This is a genomic window from Microbacterium sp. PA5 (assembly GCF_049860775.1).
Lineage (GTDB): Bacteria > Actinomycetota > Actinomycetes > Actinomycetales > Microbacteriaceae > Microbacterium.
The window spans coordinates 1,192,745-1,215,287 of record NZ_CP187567.1; the positions used below are offsets into that span (position 1 = coordinate 1,192,745).

Here is a 22,543-nt window from a genome sequence, read left to right on the forward strand (position 1 = left end):
GGGCGAAACAATCCGCCCGAGTCGTGCCCGCGACGCGGCGGTCCACCCTGGGATCGACTCTTCCGCAGAGGTCGCGATCCGTTAGGGTGAAGAGGAGGAGGACATCGTGGACGAGAACCGTCGCCCCGACGAGATCAGGCGTGGAGCCGAGCCGCCTCAGCGCGCCTCGTCGGACACGACGCAGACTTTCGGACACGACTCCGATCTGTCCTTCATCCCGTTCGGCAGTGATCTGAGCGAGGTCGAGCTCGAAGCCATCTCTGCGCTGCCGTCGCGCTCGGCGATGCTGCTGGTGCGCTCGGGGCCCACCGCCGGCGCACGGTACCTGCTCGACAACGACGTGACGACGATCGGGCGCCATCCCGAGGCCGACATCTTCTTCGACGATGTCACCGTCTCGCGCCGTCACGCGGAGATCACCCGCGCGGGCACGGCATTCGAGCTCGTCGATCAGCGCTCGCTCAACGGCACCTATGTCAACGGCGAGCGGGTCGATCGTGCCGCCCTCACCAACGGCGCGGAGCTTCGCATCGGCAAGTTCCGCCTCAACTTCTTCGCCTCGCCGGCCGATCGCGAGTCGGCCGGGTGAGTCCGGCGGCAGCTCCCCGTGGACGCGCGACGTCCACGGGTCACCTCAGCATCGGTCAGGTCCTCGCGCGACTGACCCCCGAGTTCCCCCTTCTCAGCGCCAGCAAGCTCCGCTACCTCGAGGTGCAGGGGATCGTCACGCCGGTGCGCACGGAGTCCGGCTACCGCAAGTTCTCGCCCACGGACGTCGAGCGGCTCCGCACGACGCTCACCATGCAGCGCGACTACGGCATCCCGCTGGCACGCATCCGCGAGCATCTCGACGACCCGTCGCACGACCTGGGCGCCATGCCCGCGTCGATCGTGCACACCGCCCGCCGTCACCGCCGCGACGAGATGCTCTCGGCGTCGGGCGCGTCGGCGAGCCTGCTCAACGACGCGATCAGCGCGGGTCTCCTCCCGGCGGGCGAGACGTTCGACGACCGCGCGCTGACGATGCTCCGGGCGCTCGTCGCCCTCGACGCGCACGGCATCCAGCCCCGTCACCTCCGCACGCTGCGGCAGGCGGCCGAGCGCGACGTCGCCCTCGTCGAGAACGCGCTGGCGCCCCTGCTGCGCAAGTCGGATGCCGCCGCTCGCGGCCGTGCGCACGAGCTGGCTCCCGAGCTCGTGCGGCGTCTCGATGAGCTCCGTGCCGGCATCGTGCTGACGGCGCTCGAGCGGCTGACGCCCTGACGGGCAGCGCGACACGCCGAGACGACACGGCCCGATGTCGTTGCCGGGTGGGCATCCCTCATCTAGCGTGGAGAAGACAACCCGACCGTAGGAGGCGAAATGACCGCGCATGACGCGATCGGCGAGCCGCAGTTCATGACAGATCTGCTGTTCACCGACGGCCTCCCGCAGATGGACGACGAGGTCGGGTACCGCGGTGCGGTCGCCGCGCGCGCGGCGGGCATCACCTACCGCCAGCTGGACTACTGGGCACGTACCGAGCTCGTCGAGCCGACGGTGCGCGGAGCCTCCGGCTCGGGTTCGCAGCGTCTCTACGGCTTCCGCGACATCCTCGTGCTCAAGCTCGTGAAGCGCCTCCTCGACACCGGCATCTCGCTGCAGCAGATCCGCACCGCCGTCGATCAGCTGCGCGCGGCGGGTATCCGCGATCTCGCCGGGACCACGCTCATGAGCGACGGTGCGTCGGTCTATCTGTGCACGTCCAACGACGAGGTGATCGACCTCGTCAGCCGCGGTCAGGGCGTCTTCGGCATCGCCGTGGGCAAGGTCCTCCACGAGGTGGAGTCGACGCTGCTCGACTTCGACCCGCAGGCGCCGGATCCCGTCGACGAGCTCGCTGCTCGCCGCGCCGTCCGCTCCGCCTGAGCCGCCTCACGCTCCGCGCTGCAGACGCGGACCCATGCACGGTGGTGCGCGTCCGCGGACGCGCGTACGGCGATGCCGTCGATCAGGCGCGTGCTTCGCCGGCCGTCATGATGCGGCCCGTCCGCATGACACGGTCCAGCAGCGCGTCGAAGTCGCCGGCCAGCTCCTGGGCGGAGTCGCCCGGCCAGATGTGGAGCGGCTTCGCAGCGCCCTGCGCCTGCTGCAGCGAGGTGCGCTCCGGAAGCTGAGGAGTGAGCACGAGCGGCCCGAACATGTCGCGCAACTCCTTGATGCGGAACTGGTGCTCGATCGACTGCGGCCGCACGCGGTTCACGACGATGCCGAGCGGCTGCAGACGGGGGGAGAGGCCGCGACGGATCTCCTCGATCGCGCGGAGCGCGCGGTCGGCCGCGGCCACGGAGAACAGGCCGGGCTCGGTCACCACGATGACGCGGTCGCTGGCGGCCCATGCGGTGCGCGTGAGCGCATTCAGCGAGGGCGCGCAGTCCACGAGCACGAGGTCGTAGTCGGCCTCGATCGTCGCCAGCGCCTCTTCGAGCTTCCACACGTCGCGCACGCTCGGGTGCGGTCCGTCGAAGTTGATGGCCGACGGGCTGCCGATCATCACATCGATGGTCCCCGGGTGCACCTTGGCCCAGCCACTGGAGGTGATGGCCTGACGGACCACCTTCTCCTTCGGGTTCGCGAGGACGTCGGCGATGTTGAGCCGGCCCGCGACCTGGATGTCCATTCCCGTCGACACGTCGGACTGCGGGTCGAGGTCGACGACGAGAGTCCGGACGCCGCGGGCGAACGCCGCTGAGGCGAGTCCGAGGGTCACGGTGGTCTTGCCGACCCCTCCCTTGAGGGAGCTGACGGAGAGTACGTGCACGAGGCACTACGTTACCTTCCCCTAGGCTGTGAGCACACTCAGGCGCTCCGGCGCCTGCTGGCATCGGGCGTCCGATGGTGTGAACGCCCCGGTCATCCCACGTGAGGTGAGCATGTTCCGAAAGATCCTGGTCGCGAACCGCGGAGAGATCGCCATCCGCGCTTTCCGTGCCGCCTTCGAGCTCGGGGCGAGGACCGTCGCCGTGTTCCCCTACGAGGACCGCTACTCGCTGCACCGGCTGAAGGCCGACGAGGCGTACGAGATCGGCCAGAAGGGTCACCCGGTGCGTGCGTACCTGGACGTCTCGGAGATCATCCGGGTCGCGAAGGAGAGCGGGGCCGACGCCATCTACCCGGGCTACGGCTTCCTCTCGGAGAACCCGGAACTCGCCGCCGAGGCTGCCGCCGCCGGGATCACCTTCATCGGCCCGCCCTCGCGGGTGCTGGAGATGGCCGGCAACAAGGTCACGGCCAAGGAGCACGCGATCGCCGCCGGCGTGCCCGTGCTGCGCTCGACACCGGCATCCGACGACGTCGATGTCCTGGTCGCACAGGCCGCCGACATCGGCTTCCCCATCTTCGTCAAGGCGGTCGCGGGCGGCGGAGGCCGGGGGATGCGGCGCGTGGAGACGCCCGAGCAGCTCGCCCCCGCCCTCGCGGAGGCCATGCGCGAGGCCGACAGTGCGTTCGGGGATGCACGGGTGTTCCTCGAGCAGGCCGTCCAGCGGCCCCGGCACATCGAGGTGCAGATCCTCGCCGACGGCGCCGGCAACACCGTGCACCTGTTCGAGCGCGACTGCTCGGTGCAGCGGCGCCACCAGAAGGTTGTGGAGATCGCTCCCGCGCCCAACCTGTCCGACGAGATCCGCCACGCCCTCCACGGCCACGCGGTGGCGTTCGCCGAGTCGATCGGCTACCAGAACGCGGGGACCGTGGAGTTCCTGCTCGAGACCGCCGGCCCGCGCACCGGGGAGTTCGTCTTCATCGAGATGAACCCGCGGATCCAGGTCGAGCACACCGTCACCGAGGAGGTCACCGACGTCGACCTCGTGCAGTCGCAGATGCGGATCGCCGCGGGGGAGACCCTGGACGACCTCGGACTGCGGCAGGAGCAGATCCGGCTGCGCGGTGCGGCGCTGCAGTGCCGCATCACCACCGAGGACCCCACGCAGGGCTTCCGCCCCGACACCGGGAAGATCACGACGTACCGCTCGCCCGGCGGCGCGGGCATCCGGCTCGACGGCGGCACCACCGCGGCGGGCTCGCAGGTGAGTCCGCACTTCGACTCGATGCTCGCGAAGCTCACCTGCCGGGGCCGCGACTTCCAGGCCGCCGTCGTGCGCTCGCGGCGCGCGCTCGCGGAGTTCCGCATCCGCGGCGTCTCGACCAACATCCCCTTCCTGCAGCAGGTCCTCGACGACCCCGCCTTCGTCGCCGGCGACCTGAGCACCGCGTTCATCGACGAGCGGCCCCAGCTGCTCCGGGGTCGCGAGTCCAAGGACCGCGGGTCGAAGATCATGGCGTGGCTGGCGGATGTGACGGTCAACAAGCCCCACGGCGAGAACCCCATCGCGATCGCGCCGGCCACCAAGCTCCCGGCCCTCGCCCTGACGGGCGAGCCGCCGGCCGGGTCCCGCCAGCGCCTGCAGGAGCTCGGACCCGCCGGATTCGCCGCCGCCCTCCGCGCGCAGACGGCGCTGGCGGTCACCGAGACGACGTTCCGCGACGCGCACCAGTCGCTCCTGGCGACGCGCGTGCGCACCCGCGACCTCGCCACTGTCGCGCCCTACGTCGCGCGGCTCACCCCGCAGCTGCTCTCGGTGGAGGCCTGGGGCGGCGCGACGTACGACGTGGCCCTCCGCTTCCTCGGCGAGGACCCCTGGGAGCGCCTGGACGCGCTCCGCTCAGCCCTCCCGAACGTCGCGATCCAGATGCTCCTGCGCGGTCGCAACACCGTCGGCTACACCCCGTACCCCACGGCGGTGACCGACGCGTTCGTGCACGAGGCGGCGGCGTCGGGGGTCGACATCTTCCGCATCTTCGACGCTCTCAACGACGTGTCGCAGATGCGTCCCGCCATCGACGCGGTGCTCGCGACGGGCACCTCCGTGGCCGAGGTGGCCTTGTGCTACACCGGCGACCTCCTCGATCCCGGCGAGGACCTGTACACGCTCGACTACTACCTGCGACTGGCGGAGCAGATCGTCGAGGCCGGCGCCCATGTCCTCGCGATCAAGGACATGGCGGGTCTGCTGCGCCCCGAGGCCGCGTCGCGCCTCGTCGCGGCCCTGCGCGAGCGCTTCGACCTCCCGGTCCACGTCCACACCCACGACACCGCGGGCGGGCAGCTCGCGACCCTGCTCGCCGCCAGCGCCGCGGGGGCCGACGCCGTCGACGCCGCCGCCGCTCCGATGGCGGGCACGACGAGCCAGCCCTCGCTGTCGGCCCTGGTCGCCGCGCTGGCCCACACCGAGCGCGACACGGGCCTCAGCCTTCCGGCCGTCGCCGACCTCGAGCCCTACTGGGAGGCGATGCGCCACCTGTACCGTCCGTTCGAGTCCGGACTGCCCGGACCCACCGGTCGCGTCTACACGCACGAGATCCCCGGCGGCCAGCTCTCCAACCTGCGTCAGCAGGCGATCGCGCTGGGCCTCGCCGACGACTTCGAGCTCATCGAGGACATGTACGCGGCGGCCAACGACATCCTCGGTCGCGTGCCGAAGGTGACGCCGTCGTCGAAGGTCGTGGGCGACCTCGCGCTGCACCTGGCAGCGGTGAAGGCAGACCCCGCCGATTTCGCCGCCAACCCCGAGAAGTACGACGTGCCGGACTCCGTCGTCGGATTCATGGCGGGCGAGCTCGGCGATCTCCCCGGCGGCTGGCCCGAGCCCTTCCGCACCAAGGTCCTCCGGGGGCGCGAGGTGAAGATCGCGGTCACCGAGATCTCCGCGGCCGACGAGGCGGCCCTCGCGGGGGATTCGGCGACGCGTCGCACCACGCTGAACGAGCTGCTCTTCCCCGCGCCCACCCGCGTCTACCGCGAGGTCCGCTCGACCTACGGCGACCTCAGCGCACTGGAGACGGCGGACTACCTGTACGGGCTCGCTCCGGGGACGGAGCACGTCGTCGAGATCGAGCGCGGCGTGCAGCTCTACGTCGGGCTGGAGGCCATCGGCGAGGCCGACGACAAGGGCATGCGCACGGTGATGACGACGCTCAACGGCCAGCTCCGCCCCGTCTTCGTGCGGGACCGCAGCATCACGGTGGAGGCGCGCCAGGCCGAGAAGGCCGACACCTCCCGTCCGGGACAGGTCGCGGCGCCGTTCTCGGGCGTCGTCACCCTGAAAGCGGCGGTGGGGGACACGGTCACGGCCGGGCAGCCGGTGGCATCGATCGAGGCCATGAAGATGGAGGCGGCCATCACCGCACCCGTCGACGGCACCGTCGAGCGGGTGGTCATCCCCGCCACGGCGCAGGTGGAGGCGGGCGATCTTTTGCTCGTGATCAGGCCCTCCGAGTAGCCTTGCACTCTGGACCGTGGCGCGCACCCGCACGTCCCGGCCCGGACACCACCTGGAGTGAACAGCAGTGACGCCTGAGCGCAACGACAAGACGCCCGACGAACTCGAGAACGGGGTGCTGACCGCGGGCAGCATCGACACCGCCGGCATCGGCCTGGTCGGAGGTTCGACCGCGCAGGTCGACGTCGACCTCCCCACGCTCGCCGACGGCGATGACGACCTGCTGGGCGACGACGACCTCCTCGGTGCCGACGACCTCCTCGTCGACGCCCCGGCGGGAGACCAGAACACGATCGACGCCGAGCTGGTGGTCGACGAGTCCGTGGCGACGGGGCCGCAGCCGGCGACCCGGCGCGAGGCGCACCACCTCGACGAGCACGACGCCAAGCACGCGGTCGAGCGCGTGCATCCCCGCACCGCCGATGTCCCGCTGCAGTCGCGGCGGCTCGGCGAGTTCGAGGCCGGGCGCGAGAGCTCCGACCTGCTCACCGCCGATCGGCTGCTCGACCCCGCGCACGTGGTGCGGCCCGAGCCCGAGGGCGGCTGGCAGCACTTCGTGTATGCCGTGTCCGGCCGCCGTATCAACCTCGGCGACGGGAAGCGCGCGCGTGCGCGCAAGGATCTCGATCGTCGCATCGCCGCACCGCTCGGCGGAGGAGCGAAGTTCGTGCCCGTGCTCTCGCGCAAGGGAGGCGTGGGCAAGACCACGGTGTCGACCCTGCTCGGCATGGCGCTGGCCGACGCCCGCGACGACCGCATCATCGCCATCGACGCGAACCCGGACCGCGGCACGCTCGCCGACCGCATCGGCAGGACCAGCGGCAAGACCGTCCGCGACCTCGTCCGGGTGCGCAGCGACGTCGTCGGGTTCAACGACCTCTCGTCCATCGTCGCCCGCGACGAGACCCGCCTGGACGTGCTGGCGTCGGACGCCGACCCGCGTGTGTCCGAGGCCCTGAACGACCGCGACTACCACGACGTCGCCTCGGTCGCGGCGCACTACTACTCGATCGTGCTCACCGACACGGGCACCGGGATCGTGCACTCCGTCATGGAGGCGACCCTCGAACTGGCCGACGTCCTGGTGATCGTTGCGGGCCTGAGCGTGGACGAGGCCCGCCTCGCCTCCGAGACGCTCACGTGGCTCGAGACCAACGGCTTCGAGGACCAGGTGCGAAACGCCGTCGTCGTGCTCAACACCGCGCGCCCGGGAGCTCCTCTGGTGCGCGCGTCGGAGCTCGAGGCGCACTTCCGCACGCGCGTGCGGACCGTCGTCCGCATGCCGTACGACCCGCACCTGGCCGCCGGCAGCGCGGTGTCCTTCCGCGAGCTGCAGCCCGCCACCCGCCAGGCCGCGCGCGAGCTGGCGGCGACCGTCGTGGAGGGTCTCCGGATCCTCGCCACCGTCTGATGGCCGTCCGTCCGATCCGCCTCTTCGGCGACCCCGTCCTCCGCGCCCCCGCCGCGCCGGTCGGCGACATCGACGAGGGTGTGCGCGCCCTCGTGCAGGACCTGCTCGACACGGTCGCGCTTCCCGGTCGCGCGGGCGTGGCCGCACCCCAGATCGGTGTCGGGGTGCGCGCCTTCAGCTACAACATCGACGGCGACATCGGCTACGTCCTCAACCCGCGGATCGTCGAGCTGTCGGGCGAGCCGGTGCCCACGGGCGAGGGATGCCTCTCGGTTCCGGGACTGTGGCACGACGCGGTCCGCTATCCGCACGCGAAGGTCGTGGGCGTCGACCTCGAAGGGCGCGAGCTCGTCCTGGAGGGGGACGGGCTGTTCGCGCAGGCGCTGCAGCACGAGACCGACCACCTCGACGGCATGCTCTACCTGGAGCGGCTGGATCCCGCGACCCGGCGCATCGCCATGCGGGAAGTGCGCGAGTCCGACTGGTTCTGACCAGCCGGACCCGCGCCCTCGGTCAGCCCAGGGAGACGTTCGTCGTCGTCACCGGCACCGCGTAGAGGTCATCGATCTGCGCGGCGAAGTCCGTGAGGATCACGTTGCGCTTGATGCTCATCTTCGGCGTGAGGTGGCCGCTGGCCTCCGTCCACTCCGAGTCGAGGATCTCGAACTTGCGGATGGACTCCGCCCGCGAGACGCCCTTGTTGGCGATGTCGATCGCCCGCTGGACCTCCGCGCGCACCTTGGCGTTCTTCGCGGCCTCCTTCAGCGGCATGTCGCCCGGCAGGTCGTTGTTCGCCAGCCACGTGGGAAGCATCTCGGGGTCCAGTGTGACCAGTGCGGAGATGAACGGCTTCTGATCGCCCACCACCACGACCTGGCCGACGATCGGGTTGGCCCGGATCGGGTCCTCCAGCGCGGCCGGCGCGACGTTCTTGCCGCCGGCCGTCACGATGATCTCCTTCTTGCGGCCGGTGATCGTGAGGAAGCCCTCCTCGTCGAACGAGCCGATGTCGCCCGTCTTGAACCAGCCGTCGTCGAAGGTCGCCGCGGTCGCCTCGGGGTTGCGCCAGTACTCCTTGAAGACGTTGATGCCGCGGACCTCGATCTCGCCGTCGTCGGCGAGACGCACACCGACGCCGGGGAGGACGGGACCCACGGTGCCGATCTTCGACTTCGTCGCGAGGTTGACCGTCGCCGGTGCCGTGGTCTCGGTGAGGCCGTAGCCCTCGAGGATCGTCACGCCGAGGCTGTGGAAGAAGTGGCCGAGGCGGGCGCCGAGCGGCGCGGAGCCCGAGACGGCGTACGTGACCCGGCCGCCCATCGCCGCGCGCAGCTTGCTGTAGACCAGTCGGTCGAACAGGGCGAACTTGATCCTCGTGCCGAGGGGGACCTTCTTGCCCTCCTGCAGCAGGCGGGAGTGCTCGATCGCGGTGTGGGCGGCGGCGCGGAAGATCTTGCCCTTGCCGCCGGCCTCCGCCTTCTGCTCGGCCGAGTTGTACACCTTCTCGAACACGCGCGGGACGGCGAGGAGGAAGGTCGGCTGGAACGAGCCCAGCGCCGGCAGCAGCTGCTTGGTGTCGGGCTGGTGCCCGGTCTTGACCCCGGCGTGGATGTCGAGGATCGAGATGAAGCGGGCGAAGACGTGCGCCGTGGTGATGAACAGCAGCGTCGAGGCGCCGGGCGTGGTCACGACCTCCGAGAGCGCCTTGGCCGAGTTGCGGGACAGCTCCACGAAGTTGCTGTGGGTCAGCACGCATCCCTTGGGCCGGCCGGTCGATCCCGAGGTGTAGATGAGGGTCGCGATGTCGGCGCCCACGGCGAGGTTGCGACGGCGCTCGATCTCCTCATCGGCGACCTCCGCGCCCCGGGAGCGCAGATCGTCGAGGTCCCCGGACGCCATCGTCCAGACCTCGCGGACCAGGGGGACCTCGCCGCGGATCTCGGCGATGCGGGAGGCGTGCTCCTCGGACTCCGCGATCACGGCGATCGCCCCCGAGTCCGAGAGGATCCAGCTGATCTGGGAGGCGGAGCTGGTCTCGTAGATCGGCACCATCACGGCCCCGGCGAAGAAGAGGGCGAAGTCCACCAGCGTCCACTCGTAGGTGGTGCGCGCGATGAATCCCACCTTGTCCCCGGGCTGGATGCCGGCGGCCGCGAAGCCCTTCGCCAGCGCGATCACCTCGCGCTGGAACTCGGCAGCGGTGATATCGCGCCAGCTCGCCCCGTCGGGGCCGTCGGGCACGGCGAAGAGCGCGAGCGACGGAGTCGCCTTCACGCGTTCGACGAGCAGATCGCTCACATTGGCCTGCGGATCGGCGGGGACCACGGCAGGGACTTCGAATTGGACGGCGCTCATGGGCGGCAACTCCTTCGGTACCGGTACAGCGTCGGAAGTGACGGGTATGGGACTGAGTCTAGCCGGTGGCAATACCCGGTCCACCGGCCCGCGTCGCCGCAGAGCATCGCACTAGACTTCTGCGGATGCCGTGCGCAGATCGCCGGCGTGGAGGGAGCATCGTGCACAGCGTCGGCATCGATATCGGCGGGACGAAGATCGCCGGGGGAGTCGTCGCCGAGGACGGCGCCATCGTGGAGCAGCTGCGCGTCAGCACTCCCGAGAACCCGGACGAGCTCGCCGACGCCGTCGCCGACATGGTGCGGGAGCTGGCATCGCGGCACGACGTGCGCACCGTGGGCGTCGCCGCGGCCGGCTTCATCGACGCCACCCGCTCGGTGATCATCCACGCGCCCAACATCGACTGGCGCAACGAGCCGCTGCGCGCCGAGCTGGAGTCCCGCATCGGACGCTCGGTGACCCTGGAGAACGACGCGAACGCCGCCGGCTGGGGCGAGTACCGCTTCGGCGCCGGACGCGGCTGCGCGAACCTCGTCATGCTGACCCTCGGGACCGGCGTGGGAGGCGCGGTCGTCATCGACGGCCGGCTGCTGGTCGGCGGCAACGGCATCGCCGGCGAGCTCGGCCACATCCGGTTCATCCGCGGCGGTCGGCCCTGCGGCTGCGGTCAGAACGGCTGCCTCGAGCAGTACGCCTCCGGCCGCGCGCTGCAGCGAGAGATCGCCGACATCGCCGACGCGGGCGGCATCGGCGCGGCCCTCGCCGCCGCCCAGGACGAGCGCGGCATCGTGCACGGCGCCGACATGGCGCGACTGGTCGCGGCCGACGATCCCGGAGCGCTCGAGGCCGTCCGCCGGGTGGCCACGGCGCTGGGGGAGGCGTGCGGGGAGTTCCAAGCAGTTCTCGACCCCGAGCTGTTCGTCATCGGCGGCGGCGTCGCCGACCTCGGCGAGCGACTTCTGGAGCCGGTCCGCCTCGCCTACGAGACGTCGCTGCCGGGGTACGGCGAGCGCCCCGTGGCCGGCTTCGCCATCGCCACCCTGGGCAACGACGCCGGTCTCATCGGGGTCGCCGATCTCGCCAGGATCCGGGGCTGAGCGATGTTCTACTGGTTCATGAAGTACGTCGTGATCGGACCGATCGTCAAGGCGATCTTCCGGCCGTGGATCGTGGGCCGCAGCAACGTGCCGGCGTCGGGTGCCGCCATCCTCGCCAGCAACCACCTGTCGGTGAGCGACTCGATCTTCCTGCCGCTCATGATCGACCGCCCGATGTCGTTCCTTGCGAAGAGCGACTACTTCACCGGCAAAGGTCTCAAGGGGTGGGCCACCCGGATGTTCATGAAGGCGACCGGTCAGATCCCGATCGACCGCACCGGCGGCAAGGCCTCCGAGGACTCGCTGAACACCGGCCTGCAGGTCCTCGGACGGGGCGACCTCCTGGGCATCTACCCGGAGGGCACGCGCAGCCCCGACGGCAAGCTGTACCGGGGCCGCACCGGTCTGGCGCGCATGGCGCTCGAGGCCCGTGTCCCCGTCATCCCCGTGGTCATGGTCGACACGGGCGAGATCATGCCGATCGGCCGTTCCATCCCGCGGATCGGACGCGTCGGCATGGTCATCGGGGAGCCGCTGGACTTCAGCCGGTTCCAGGGCATGGAAGGTGACCGCTACATCCTGCGCTCCGTCACGGACGAGATCATGGTGGCCCTGCAGCGGCTCGGCGAGCAGCAGTACGACGACGTCTACGCATCGACGGTGAAGGACCGCGCGCCGCGCACCGCGTGACCGGGCGCCCCGTCACACCGATCCGGCCTCCTCGCCGTCGCCACTAGACTGAGCGGATGCCCGTACCGCTCGACGCCCTCGACACCTGGCGCTCGCTCCCGATCAAGCAGCAGCCCCTCTGGACCGATCTCGACGCCGTCGCGGCGGTCTCCGACGAGATCGCGACGCTGCCGCCGCTCGTCTTCGCCGGAGAGGTCGACAACCTCCGCGACCGCCTGGCGCGCGCCGCCGGCGGCCGTGCGTTCCTCCTCCAGGGCGGGGACTGCGCGGAGACGTTCGCGGGGGCGACGGCGGAGCAGATCCGGAACCGCATCAAGACGGTGCTGCAGATGGCTGTCGTCCTCACCTACGGCGCCTCCATGCCCGTGGTCAAGATGGGACGCATGGCGGGGCAGTTCGCCAAGCCGCGCTCGAGCGACACCGAGACCCGCGGCGACGTGACCCTGCCGGCGTACCGGGGCGACATCGTCAACGGCTACGACTTCACGGAGGCCTCTCGCGCCGCCGACCCCGGGCGGCTGCTGAAGGGGTACCACACGGCCGCCTCGACGCTGAACCTGATCCGCGCCTTCACCCAGGGTGGCTTCGCGGATCTCCGCGAGGTCCACAGCTGGAACCAGGGCTTCGCGAAGAATCCCGCCAACGCGCGGTACGAGCGACTGGCCGGCGAGATCGACCGCGCCATCAAGTTCATGGAGGCAGCCGGAGCGAACTTCGACGAGCTCCGCGGCGTCGAGTTCTACACGGGTCACGAGGGCCTGCTCATGGACTACGAGCGTCCCATGACGCGCATCGACTCGCGCACCGGAACGCCCTACAACACCTCGGCCCACTTCCTGTGGATCGGCGAGCGCACCCGCGACCTCGACGGCGCCCACGTGGACTACTTCTCCAAGATCCGCAACCCGATCGGCGTCAAACTCGGCCCGACGACGTCGACCGACACGGCCCTGGCGCTGATCGACAAGCTCGATCCGAACCGCGAGCCGGGTCGTCTCACCTTCATCACGCGTATGGGGGCGGGGAAGATCCGCGACGCCCTGCCGCCGCTGCTGGAGGCCGTGAAGGACGCCGGCGCGACCCCGCTGTGGGTGACCGACCCGATGCACGGCAACGGGATCACGACGCCCACCGGGTACAAGACGCGGCGCTTCGACGACGTCGTCGACGAGGTGCGGGGCTTCTTCGAGGCGCACCGCGCGGTGGGCACCTTCCCCGGCGGCATCCACGTCGAGCTGACCGGCGACGACGTCACCGAGTGCCTGGGCGGGTCCGAGATGATCGACGAGGCCACTCTGGCGACGCGTTACGAGAGCCTCTGCGACCCGCGACTCAATCACATGCAGTCGCTGGAGCTCGCCTTCCTCGTGGCCGAGGAGCTCGAGAAGCGCTGACGGCTGCGGCGGGGATGGCGCGATCGCGGTCGCGCCGCCCCCACCCCTCTCGCCGCCTGGGCGTCAGCCGGTCACCGTGAGCTGGAGGGTCACGACCGTCCCGCTCACGCGGTACTCGCCGCCTGCGGGGTCCTGGCTCGTCACCTCGGTGAAGCCGTCCGGCCACGCGTTCCACAGACCGGAGTAGCTCGGCTCGAAGCCGGCGTCGCGCAGCATCTGGGCGGCGGTGTCTCGCGTCTGTCCTACGACGCTCGGGATCTCGAACAGCTGCGGGCCCTTGGACACCACGAGCGTGATCGTCTCGCCGGGCCGCCACGATCCGCCGTCCTTGCGCGGGAGCATCCGGATCACGCGGCCCTCGTCGACCTCGGAGCTGAACTCCTCCGTCGTCGAGGTCTTCAGGCCGACCTCCGAGAGAGTGGCCTGGGCGTCCTCGAGACGGTCCCCGGCCACGTCCGGCACCTGTCCCAGCGAGTAGCGGATCTCCGCGGTCGAGCCCTGGAGGACATCGCAGCCGTCGGCGCACGCGACGGGCTCGTCGCGGCCCTGCTCGGTGACGTAGACGCGGACGACGTGGTCCTCGGCGAACGACGTGAAGTACGGCACGGAGTCGGTCACCTCGATCTCGGCGTCCGCGAGGAGGGCTGAGACCTCGTCCACGGTCCGGTCCTGCAGCTTCGGAAGGGTGACGGTCGCCGGCCCGAGAGAGAGGATCACCTCGACCTCGGCATCCTTCTCCAGGCGGCTGCCTGTCCCCGGCTCGGTGCGTATGGTGAGGCCCTCATCGACCTCGAGCGTGTGCTCGCCGCCCCTGACGGCCACCAGGCCCAGCTCGCTGAGGGCGTCCTCGGCTTCGTCGAACGTGGAACCGGCGAGGCCGGGCACGGCGACGAGGGAGCCCGGTCCCGACCCGAACCACCATCCGGCTGTGCCCGCGCCGCCTGCGAGAAGCAGCACGAGGATCAGCAGCCACATGCCCTTCGCGCTGTTGCGGCGCGTGCGCCGACGCAGCTTCGTGGCGTTGTCGACCTCGGCGGAGACGACCGGCGCGGTGAACGTGCCGGGCAGCACCTTGGTGAGCTCGCCCGAGTCCGCGGCGCCGTCGCCGACCACCACGCCGATCGGGGAGGGGCGGACGACCTGCGGATGCACGCCGAGATCCTTCTCGATCTCGCGCAGGCGATCGAGCATCGCGCGCGCGTCGACGGGGCGTTCGTCGGGCTGTCGCTCGGTCGCCCACAGCACCAGCTCGTCGAGGGGCTCCGGCACGCCCGGGTTCTTCGCGCTCGGGCGGGGCACCGAGTCGGTCGCATGCTGGTAGGCGATCTGCATGGGCTGCTCGCCCTTGTAGGGCTGCTCGCCGGTCAGCATCTCGAAGAGCATGATGCCGAGCGCGTAGATGTCGCTGCGGGCGTCCGCGGTGCCGCGGGTGACGAGCTCCGGGGCGAGGTAGGCGATCGTTCCGAGGAGCATCTGGCCCGTCGCGGTGTTCGCACTCGTCGCGCGGGCGAGCCCGAAGTCGCCGATCTTGATGCGCCCGTCCTCGGCCAGGAGGACGTTCTCCGGCTTCACGTCGCGGTGCACGATGCCCGCGCGGTGGGCGGCGGCGAGGCCCGACAGGACGGCGTCCATGATCGTGATCGTCTGCGGGATGCTGAGGCGCCGCTGCTCGCGCAGGAGCTCGCGCAGGGTGATGCCGGGGAGGTACTCCATGACCAGGTAGGCCATGTCGCCGTCCTGACCCTGGTCGAAGACGTTGACGACGTGCGGGTCGGCGAGCCGTGCGGCAGCCCGCGCCTCCTGGATGAAGCGGCTCTGGAACACGGTGTCGTCGGACAGATGGCCGTGCATCACCTTGAGGGCGACGCGTCGCTCCAGACGCAGGTCGGTGGCGACGTAGACGGTGGCCATGCCCCCGCGCGCGATGCGGGCGCGTACGCGGTATCGGCCGTCGACGAGACGGCCGATCAGCGGATCCGCCTGCTGACTCGTGCTCACGCGATGAGTCTACGGAGCCAGCACCGCGACCCCGGGCAGCGGCTCACCCCCGGCGACCAGACCGTTATCAGCCGTACGCCTCGAGCCACTCGTACGCCTGGTCCTCCCACGTCGCGTAGCGATGCGGGTAGGCGGACACCTGCACCGCCTGCGCGGCGGCGCCGAACTCCATGTCGCGCCACCCGTCGATGTCGAGGAGCCCGCGTGTGGCGGTCCCGTTGGGGTCGCCGGGGCCGCCGAAGAAGGCGGCCGTCGCCCGCCGCGGATCGCGCACCTCGTCGGCTGAGCCCCATCCCATGCTGGGCCGCTGCTGGAACAGCCCGAGCGAATCGTGGGTGCCGTAGTCGACGTTGCGGATCCAGGACTCGACCATGGCCGTCGCGAGCGCGATGGCGATGCCCTTCTCGGGGACGCCGAGCTCCCGCCCGACCGCGATGATCGTCTTCACGCCCCGGACCTGCTCGTCGTCGAGGACGACCCGCTTGGCCGCGGACCCGGACGAGGATGCCGACTTCCGCGCGGCCGACGCCGCGGCCGGTGCGGCCGCCCGCCCGGGGATCTCGAGCTTCTGACCGGGGTAGATGATCGACGAGGTCGTGAGATCGTTCGCGCGCAGGAGCCGCGCCAGGCTGACCCCCTCGCTGCGGGCGATCGCCCAGAGGGTGTCGCCCTTCGTCACGGTGTGCGTGCCTGCGCCGCGCGCGTCTGAGGCTCCATGGGACGTGTCCCGTGACACCGCCTTCGCGCGGTGCATCGTCGTCGCGCTCTCCGACGGCGAGAGCCTGAGGACGTCGCCGGGGTGGATGATCGACTTCCAGCCGAGGCCGTTCCACGCCAGGACGTCGGCGGTGCGCAGGCCGTGCCGCGCAGCGATCGCGCTGACGGTGTCGCCGCGGACGACGGTGTGGCTCTTCGGGCGTGCGGACGCCTGTGCGAGGGCGGTCGCCGCTGAGGCGAGCGCCTCCACCGTGCCGGCGGCCGCAGGGAGTCCGCGCATCTGAGCCCTCTCGGCGGGCGCGCTGGGCCCGGCGTGCGCGGGGCTGCCCGTCAGGGACAGGGCGATCGTCCCGATGACGGCGACCGGTGCCGTCGTCGTCGTGAATGGTGTCGTGCGTCTCAAGAGCTTCCCCCTCGTTTCGACCTCGCCACGCTGTCACGGATGTATACAGGTGTCAACCAGAGTGACCAAAGTGAAAGATGTGACTTCCTCGGACCGATCGCGGCGTCGACGAGGCGATCCGGGTGCGATAGTGGAGGGGTGACCGGTGAATCCACCCCCTCCTATCCCACGGAATGGCTGTCGCTGCCTGAGCTCGTCGAGCTGACCGGCGAGCCGCTCGGGCGCATCCGCCGCTTCCTCGATGAGAAGCAGCTCGTGGGCTCGCGCCGGGACGGCGCGCTGCGGGTGCCGTCCGTCTTCCTCGTCGATGCGGCGCCGCTCGGCAACCTCCGCGGGACCATCATCGTTCTGCAGGACGCCGGCTTCTCGGACGACGAGGTCATCGACTGGCTCCTGGCGCACCACGAGTCGATCGGGATGCCTCCCATCGAGGCGCTGCGCGCCGGGCGCAAGAGCGAAGTCCGCCGCGTCGCGCAGGCAGAGGCCTGAGCAGATCCGTCGCAGCCGTCAGGCTGCGCGGGCGACGGCGGCGCGCGCCAGATCCCGCAGGGCGCCGACGGCGGCGTTGTCCAGTGCTGCGCCGCTGAGTGCCCGGTCGGCCTCGCCGGCGTAGCGCGCGATCAGCTGCTCCACGCGCTCGAGGGCCCCGGAGTCGACGATGGTGCGCTGCAGCGACGCGATCTGCTGATCGTCCAGAGCCGGGTCTCCGAGCAGCTCGTCGATGATGCGGCGGGCGCCCGCGGTGACGGTCTCTCGCGCGTAGGCGATGAGGAGGGTCCGCTTGCCCTCGCGCAGGTCGTCGCCCGACGGCTTCCCGGTCACCGCGCTGTCGCCGAAGACGCCCAGAACGTCGTCGCGCAGTTGGAACGCGAGCCCCAGCGGCAGCCCGAATCGCGCGAGCGCGTCGCGCTGGGCCTCCGAGGCGCCGGCCAGTGCCGCTCCGATGGTCAACGGCTGCTGCACGCTGTAGCGCGCGGACTTGAACGTTGCCACCCGCAGCGCGCGGCCCGCGTGCTCGTCGTCGGGGACGGTCGCCGCCGCAGCCTCCTCGGCGATGTCGAGGTACTGGCCGACCGTCACGTCCCGCCGCATCCGCGCGTACTCGGCGCGCGCGGAGGCGGCATGAGGGGCTGCACGCAGGCCCTCCTCGAACAGATCGTCGCTCCACGCCACCAGAAGGTCGCCCAGCAGGATGGCGGCGGAACGGCCGAACACCGCCGAGGGGCCGTTCCAGCCCGCGGCGCCGTGCGCGGCCTCGAGGGCGCGGTGCGCCGCCGGCCGGCCGCGCCGTGTGTCCGAGTTGTCGATGAGGTCGTCGTGGACGAGGGCCGCCGCGTGGAAGATCTCCAGCGCGCCCGCCGCGGCCACGACATCGTCGCCGGGGAGGGCCGGACGGCCGCTCCCGGCATCGGCGACCGCCTGCCATCCCGTCAGGCAGAAGCGGGCGCGCAGACGCTTGCCGCCGTCGATCGTGTCGGCCGCCGAGCGGGCGAAGGACACGGCATCGGGGCCGAGCTCGTCGGCCTCGGCGAGGCGGTCCTCGGCGAACCTCTCCATCCGCTGGGAAACTGCCACGATCGCATCTGCGGAGAGTGTCACAGGCCTAGCCTAGTTCTGACGCTCCCGCGTACAATCGGAGCACTCGAGACCTCAAGAGGGGGATGCATGCCACTGTCAGAGCAGGAGCAGCGTCTGCTGGACGAGATGGAGCGCCATCTCATGCGCAACGACGCGGATGTCGTGAGCGCGCCCCGCGAGGGGCAGTCCCTCAGCTACCGCAACATCGTCTACGGGAGCGTGCTCGTCCTCCTCGGCCTCGCCGGTCTGGTGATCGGCGTGTCGACCTCGCTGGTCATCGTCGGGGTCATCGCGTTCCTCCTCATGGTTGGCGGCGTCGTTCTCGCGGTCACGCCGACGCGGGGCGGCATCGCACGCCCGCGCACCGAGGGCTCGCGCAAGACGGCCCCGGCCGGAGGCGCGTCGCGACCGGCCGGCTCCGGTTCCTTCATGGATCGCATGAACGACCGCTGGGACCGCCGGCAGGACCGCGACTGACCGCCTGACGCGCCGCACACGCGGCTCATCCACTCAAAGCACCGACCTTCGGGTCGGTGCTTTTTTGCGTTGTGGGGGAGCCTGCGCCCATCAGGGGCGAGTTTGCCTAGTTAAGTGGAGGAAAGTGGAGTAAAGTGGCGACAACTTCAGGCGGCCGGGCAGAGAAGGGGGTGAGGCTCGATGTTGTTGGGTACCTACACCCCGAAGCTCGACGACAAGGGCCGCGTCATCCTCCCGGCCAAGTTCCGCACCGATCTGGGCGACGGCGTCGTCGTCACGCGGGGTCAGGAGCGCTGCCTCTACGTCTTCAGCACCAAGGAGTTCGAGCGCATCTACGAGCGCATCCGCGAAGCTCCGCTGACCAACAAGCAGGCGCGCGACTTCCAGCGCATGTTCCTGTCGGGAGCGAGCGACGAGAAGCCGGACAGCCAGAGCCGCATCACCGTGCCGCCGCACCTGCGCGCCTACGCGAACCTCGGTCGCGAGCTCGTCGTGACGGGTGTCGGAGCCCACGCCGAGATCTGGGACGCGGAGGCCTGGAACGAGTACTCCCAGAACAACGAAGACACCTACTCGGACATGGAGCAGGAGGTGATCCCCGGCCTCTTCTGAGCCGTGATCCTGACTCCCAGCCGCACGCCCTGACACACTTCCCCGGTGCCAGGTCGGGGCGGATGGGGATCAGGATCCCGGGTCGCCTGCCGCACATCATGAACCTCCGCGACATCCACACCCCGGTGCTCCTCGACCGCTGCGTCGAGCTGCTCGCCCCCGCCCTCCAGCGCGAGGGCGCGGTGCTCGTCGACGCCACCGAGGGCATGGGCGGCCACTCCGAGGCGCTGCTGGAGCGCTTCCCGCAGGTGCACCTCATCGGCCTCGACCGCGACACCGACGCCCTGCGGATCGCCGGTCAGCGGCTGGCGCGGTTCGGAGAGCGCGTCACCCTCGTGCACACCGTCTACGACGGCATCGCCGACGCGGTCGCCTCGACGGGGCGCAGCGCGGTCGACGGCATCCTGTTCGACCTCGGCGTCTCGTCGCTGCAGCTCGACGAGGCCGACCGCGGGTTCGCCTATTCGCAGGACGCTCCTCTCGACATGCGCATGGACCAGACCGCCGGGACGACCGCCGCCGACATCCTCGCGACGTACGGTGAGGGCGATCTGCGGCGCATCTTCGAGCGCTACGGCGAGGAGAAGCTCGCCGGCCGCTACGCGCGGGCGATCCTCGCCGCCCGCAGCCGGGAGCCGATCACGCGGTCGGCGCAGCTCGTCGACATCCTGGTCTCCGCAACGCCGGCGGCGGTCCAGCGGGAACGGTCCGGTCACCCGGCCAAGCGCGTGTTCCAGGCGCTGCGCATCGAGGTCAACCGCGAGCTCGCCGTCCTCGAGACGGCGATCCCGGCGGCGATGGATCTCCTGCGGGTCGGGGGGCGCATCGTCGTCATGTCGTACCAGTCGCTGGAGGACCGCCTCGTCAAGCGCGCGTTCGCCGACGCGACGACGTCGACGGCGCCCGCGGGTCTGCCCTTCGAGCCGCCCGAGCACGCCCCGCGGTTCTCGCTGCTCGTGCGTGGTGCGGAGATGGCCTCCGAGGAGGAGCGCGCCCGCAATCCTCGTGCCACTCCGGTGCGTCTGCGCGCCGCCGAACGGGTGAGGGAGGCCTCATGAGCGTCAACGCCTGGGACAGCGAACCGCTCCTCGCGGCTTTTCCGCTGGCAGATCCGTCGCGGCGGGAGGACGCCGACCGCCGGCTCCACGCCGTCACGGCACCGGCGGCCGCGCGCCGGCCGAGGCTGCTCTACGGCGTGATCGCCGTCGCCGGCGCGGTGGCGATCGCCGGGGCCCAGATGGGACTGTCGATCCTCATGACACAGGGCTCGTACGAGCTCAAGGAGCTCACGACGCAGCAGCGCACCGTCGACTGGCAGAAGCAGATCCTAGAGGACGACGTCGCCGGGCTCAGCTCGCCCCAGTACCTGGCCGCCAACGCGGCCGCGCTCGGGATGGTCACCGGCCAGGCGCCCAGCTACCTGCGCCTGAGCGACGGCGGGATCATCGGCGCCGGCAAGGCGGCGTCGGGGACCTCGAGCATCGAAGCGCTGAAGAAGGCCGCCGTCCCCAACGCGCTGGCCGGCGGCGTGCCGCTGGCGACCGATCCGGACTCCAGCCTCGGCTCCGGTGCGACCTCGGATCCCGAGCTCGTCATCGACCCCGCCGTCCCTCCCGCCGTCGCCGACGGCCTCCCGACCCCGAACACCCACTGAGCCATGACCACACGAGCAACTCGCAGTCCGCGCCGCCGCACCGTCATCGCGCTGCTGGTCGTGCTGTCGGTGATCGCGGCCTTCGTCGTGCGCCTCGTCGACATCCAGGTGGTCAACGCCAGCGATCACATCGAGCAGTCGCAGAAGCTCGCCAGCGGCACCAAGATCACCCTTCGCGGCACCCGCGGCGACATCGTCGACACCGACGGCAGCGTGCTGGCGACCAGCACCCTCGTCTACGACGTGTCGATCGACCCGCAGCTGGCCGCACAAGGCATCAAGAAGCGCGACGCCGACGGGACCGTCGTGAAGGGGGCCGACGGCAAGCCCGAGATGATCGCGTGGCCGGAGCTGGCGGCGCGGATCGCGGCGGTCACGGGACAGAAGACGGAGGACGTCACGGCGATCGTCGTCGACAAGCTCGCCACCGATCCGCACTCCCAGTGGGCGCAGGTCAAGCGCTACGTGTCGACCGAGACCTATCGCGAGCTGGCCGCCCTCGATCTGCCGTTCCTCACCTTCACGGCGGTGCCCTCGCGCACCTACCCCGACGGTGCGGTCGCGGGCAACGTGATCGGCTTCCTGAACTCGGACGGGGACGCCCTCGAGGGCGTCGAGAAGCTCCAGAACTCCTGTCTGGCGGCGCAGAACGGCACGCTGACCTATCAGCGCGGCCGCGACGGCGTGAAGATCCCGGGCACCGAGGTGGAGAAGGCGGCCGTCGACGGCGGCACGCTGCAGCTCACGCTCGACAGCGACCTGCAGTGGTACATGCAGCAGCTCATCTCCGAGGAGTCGGCGCGGTACAAGGCCGAGTGGGGCGGCATCATCGTCATGGAGGTGGCCACGGGGAAGATCCGCGCGTTCGCCGAGACCTCCTCCGTCGACCCCAACGATCCGGCCGCCTCGAAGGCCGAGGACCGGGGCTCCCGCCTCGCGCGGTTCTCCTACGAGCCCGGCTCGACGTACAAGCCGGTGACGGCGGCGACCGTCATCGAGAAGGCCGGCCTCACCCACCTGTCGTCGGTGGTCGTCCCGTCCAAGATGACGTTCGACAACGGGGCGGTCATCAACGACTCCGAGTCGCACGCCACCGAGACGATGACGCTCACCGGCGGCCTCGTACGATCCTCGAACGTCGCGATGTCGCAGTTCGGCGCCCTCGTCGACCCGCAGACGCGCTACGAATACCTGACCAAGTTCGGGGTGGGGGAGAAGACGGCGCTGAACTGGTCGGCAGAGCCCGACACCGGCTTCCGCCTCCTCCCGGAGGACTGGGACAACCAGACCTACTACACGACGACCTTCGGGCAGGCCTTCACCGTCACCGCCACCCAGGTGGCCAGTGTGTACCAGACGATCGCCAACGGCGGCGTGCGGATGCCGGCGCAGCTGGTCGAGTCCTGCACCCACGCCGACGGGACCGTGGTCACCCCCGACCTACCCGAACCGGTTCGGGTCATCGAGGAGTCGACGGCCGACGAGGTCGGGCTCATGCTCGAGAACGTCTTCGCACAGGGCACGCTCGCCGACGACATCAAGATCGACGGATACCGGATGGCGGGCAAGACGGGCACCGCGCAGATCTACAACGGCAAGGGCGGGTACAAGAAGAACCTGTATTTCACCTCGCTCGTGGGTTACGCGCCCGCCGAGGATCCGCAGTACGTTGTATTGACGGTCTTCGACGAGCCCAAGAAGGAGCGGATGTCGTCGGCCAACCGCTCGGTCTTCAAGAAGGCGATGACCCAGGTGCTCAAGCACTACCGCATCATGCCCTCCGAGTCGGACACCCCCCTGCTCCCGTTGACCGACTGACGCGAGCACGCACGAGGAG

General features: G+C 70.6%; 20 protein-coding genes. 15 read left to right on the top strand and 5 right to left on the bottom strand.

All coding sequences use genetic code 11. The features are described from left to right. Positions 1-106: 106 nt before the first annotated feature. The 3 genes from ACPWUT_RS05500 (at position 107) to ACPWUT_RS05510 (ending at position 1,908) form a co-directional block, all read left to right on the top strand. Positions 107-589 carry an FHA domain-containing protein gene (locus tag ACPWUT_RS05500; RefSeq protein ID WP_284529458.1) on the top strand — a complete coding sequence of 161 codons (483 nt, stop codon included), beginning with the start codon at positions 107-109 and terminating at the stop codon, positions 587-589. Continuing rightward, a complete protein-coding gene (locus ACPWUT_RS05505; protein WP_284529460.1) occupies positions 586-1,263 on the top strand; it encodes a MerR family transcriptional regulator in 678 nt (225 codons plus the stop codon). Before ACPWUT_RS05500 ends, ACPWUT_RS05505 begins: the two co-directional genes overlap by 4 nt. A 99-nt stretch (positions 1,264-1,362) precedes the next feature. Beyond that, positions 1,363-1,908 carry a MerR family transcriptional regulator gene (locus ACPWUT_RS05510; RefSeq protein WP_284529462.1) on the top strand — a complete coding sequence of 182 codons (546 nt, stop codon included), beginning with the start codon at positions 1,363-1,365 and terminating at the stop codon, positions 1,906-1,908. An 82-nt stretch (positions 1,909-1,990) separates the two neighbouring features. Here ACPWUT_RS05510 and ACPWUT_RS05515 read toward each other — a convergent pair whose 3' ends face one another. Then, the gene (locus tag ACPWUT_RS05515; RefSeq protein ID WP_284529463.1) at positions 1,991-2,800 is read right to left on the bottom strand and encodes a ParA family protein; all 810 of its coding nucleotides are present in this window, start codon (positions 2,798-2,800) and stop codon (positions 1,991-1,993) included. Between the two features lie 112 nt (positions 2,801-2,912). Between ACPWUT_RS05515 and ACPWUT_RS05520 the strand changes: the two genes are divergently transcribed. From ACPWUT_RS05520 to ACPWUT_RS05530, 3 genes are all read left to right on the top strand, one after another. After that, positions 2,913-6,320 (top strand): pyruvate carboxylase, encoded by a 3,408-nt coding sequence (locus ACPWUT_RS05520; protein WP_284529465.1) that lies wholly within the window; start codon positions 2,913-2,915, stop codon positions 6,318-6,320. A gap of 67 nt (positions 6,321-6,387) precedes the next feature. Further along, complete coding sequence (locus ACPWUT_RS05525) at positions 6,388-7,731, top strand: MinD/ParA family ATP-binding protein (protein ID WP_284529466.1); 1,344 nt, start codon at positions 6,388-6,390, stop codon at positions 7,729-7,731. Beyond that, on the top strand, positions 7,731-8,222 hold the full coding sequence (locus ACPWUT_RS05530) for a peptide deformylase (RefSeq protein ID WP_425841479.1): 492 nt from the start codon (positions 7,731-7,733) through the stop codon (positions 8,220-8,222). The genes ACPWUT_RS05525 and ACPWUT_RS05530 overlap by 1 nt, the downstream gene beginning before the upstream one ends. Before the next feature lie 22 nt (positions 8,223-8,244). Here the strand turns inward: ACPWUT_RS05530 and ACPWUT_RS05535 are convergent, their stop codons facing one another. Then, complete coding sequence (locus tag ACPWUT_RS05535; RefSeq protein ID WP_284529468.1) at positions 8,245-10,086, bottom strand: AMP-dependent synthetase/ligase; 1,842 nt, start codon at positions 10,084-10,086, stop codon at positions 8,245-8,247. Between the two features lie 161 nt (positions 10,087-10,247). On the opposite strand from ACPWUT_RS05535, the gene ACPWUT_RS05540 reads away from it, so the two are divergent. Genes ACPWUT_RS05540 through ACPWUT_RS05550 form a run of 3 tightly spaced genes read left to right on the top strand, consistent with a single transcriptional unit; the run spans position 10,248 to position 13,267 of the window. Further along, positions 10,248-11,183, top strand: coding sequence for an ROK family glucokinase (locus ACPWUT_RS05540; RefSeq protein WP_284529601.1), 936 nt, complete (start codon positions 10,248-10,250; stop codon positions 11,181-11,183). A gap of 3 nt (positions 11,184-11,186) precedes the next feature. Next, the gene (locus ACPWUT_RS05545) at positions 11,187-11,873 is read left to right on the top strand and encodes a lysophospholipid acyltransferase family protein (RefSeq protein ID WP_284529469.1); all 687 of its coding nucleotides are present in this window, start codon (positions 11,187-11,189) and stop codon (positions 11,871-11,873) included. Positions 11,874-11,929: 56 nt separating this feature from the next. Then, positions 11,930-13,267: a class II 3-deoxy-7-phosphoheptulonate synthase gene (locus ACPWUT_RS05550; RefSeq protein WP_284529470.1), complete on the top strand. Its 1,338-nt coding sequence runs from the start codon at positions 11,930-11,932 to the stop codon at positions 13,265-13,267. A gap of 63 nt (positions 13,268-13,330) precedes the next feature. On the opposite strand, the gene pknB is transcribed toward ACPWUT_RS05550, so the two are convergent. Together pknB and ACPWUT_RS05560 are read right to left on the bottom strand one after the other, a co-directional pair. Further along, the gene (pknB, locus tag ACPWUT_RS05555; protein WP_425841484.1) at positions 13,331-15,265 is read right to left on the bottom strand and encodes a Stk1 family PASTA domain-containing Ser/Thr kinase; all 1,935 of its coding nucleotides are present in this window, start codon (positions 15,263-15,265) and stop codon (positions 13,331-13,333) included. A 67-nt stretch (positions 15,266-15,332) separates the two neighbouring features. Further along, positions 15,333-16,385 (bottom strand): LysM peptidoglycan-binding domain-containing protein, encoded by a 1,053-nt coding sequence (locus ACPWUT_RS05560; protein WP_425841487.1) that lies wholly within the window; start codon positions 16,383-16,385, stop codon positions 15,333-15,335. A 138-nt stretch (positions 16,386-16,523) separates the two neighbouring features. On the opposite strand from ACPWUT_RS05560, the gene ACPWUT_RS05565 reads away from it, so the two are divergent. Next, complete coding sequence (locus ACPWUT_RS05565) at positions 16,524-16,874, top strand: Rv2175c family DNA-binding protein (RefSeq protein WP_284529473.1); 351 nt, start codon at positions 16,524-16,526, stop codon at positions 16,872-16,874. Positions 16,875-16,892: 18 nt separating this feature from the next. Here the strand turns inward: ACPWUT_RS05565 and ACPWUT_RS05570 are convergent, their stop codons facing one another. Next, a complete protein-coding gene (locus ACPWUT_RS05570) occupies positions 16,893-17,984 on the bottom strand; it encodes a polyprenyl synthetase family protein (RefSeq protein ID WP_425841490.1) in 1,092 nt (363 codons plus the stop codon). A gap of 66 nt (positions 17,985-18,050) precedes the next feature. On the opposite strand from ACPWUT_RS05570, the gene ACPWUT_RS05575 reads away from it, so the two are divergent. From ACPWUT_RS05575 to ACPWUT_RS05595, 5 genes are all read left to right on the top strand, one after another. Then, positions 18,051-18,440 (top strand): DUF3040 domain-containing protein, encoded by a 390-nt coding sequence (locus ACPWUT_RS05575; RefSeq protein WP_284529477.1) that lies wholly within the window; start codon positions 18,051-18,053, stop codon positions 18,438-18,440. A gap of 180 nt (positions 18,441-18,620) precedes the next feature. Beyond that, a complete protein-coding gene (gene mraZ / locus ACPWUT_RS05580; RefSeq protein WP_284529478.1) occupies positions 18,621-19,052 on the top strand; it encodes a division/cell wall cluster transcriptional repressor MraZ in 432 nt (143 codons plus the stop codon). 98 nt (positions 19,053-19,150) lie between these two features. After that, positions 19,151-20,110 (top strand): 16S rRNA (cytosine(1402)-N(4))-methyltransferase RsmH, encoded by a 960-nt coding sequence (gene rsmH, locus ACPWUT_RS05585; protein ID WP_284529602.1) that lies wholly within the window; start codon positions 19,151-19,153, stop codon positions 20,108-20,110. Then, a complete protein-coding gene (locus tag ACPWUT_RS05590) occupies positions 20,107-20,706 on the top strand; it encodes a hypothetical protein (protein ID WP_284529480.1) in 600 nt (199 codons plus the stop codon). The genes rsmH and ACPWUT_RS05590 overlap by 4 nt, the downstream gene beginning before the upstream one ends. Before the next feature lie 3 nt (positions 20,707-20,709). Then, a complete protein-coding gene (locus ACPWUT_RS05595) occupies positions 20,710-22,524 on the top strand; it encodes a peptidoglycan D,D-transpeptidase FtsI family protein (protein WP_284529482.1) in 1,815 nt (604 codons plus the stop codon). The last annotated feature ends 19 nt before the right edge of the window (positions 22,525-22,543 follow it).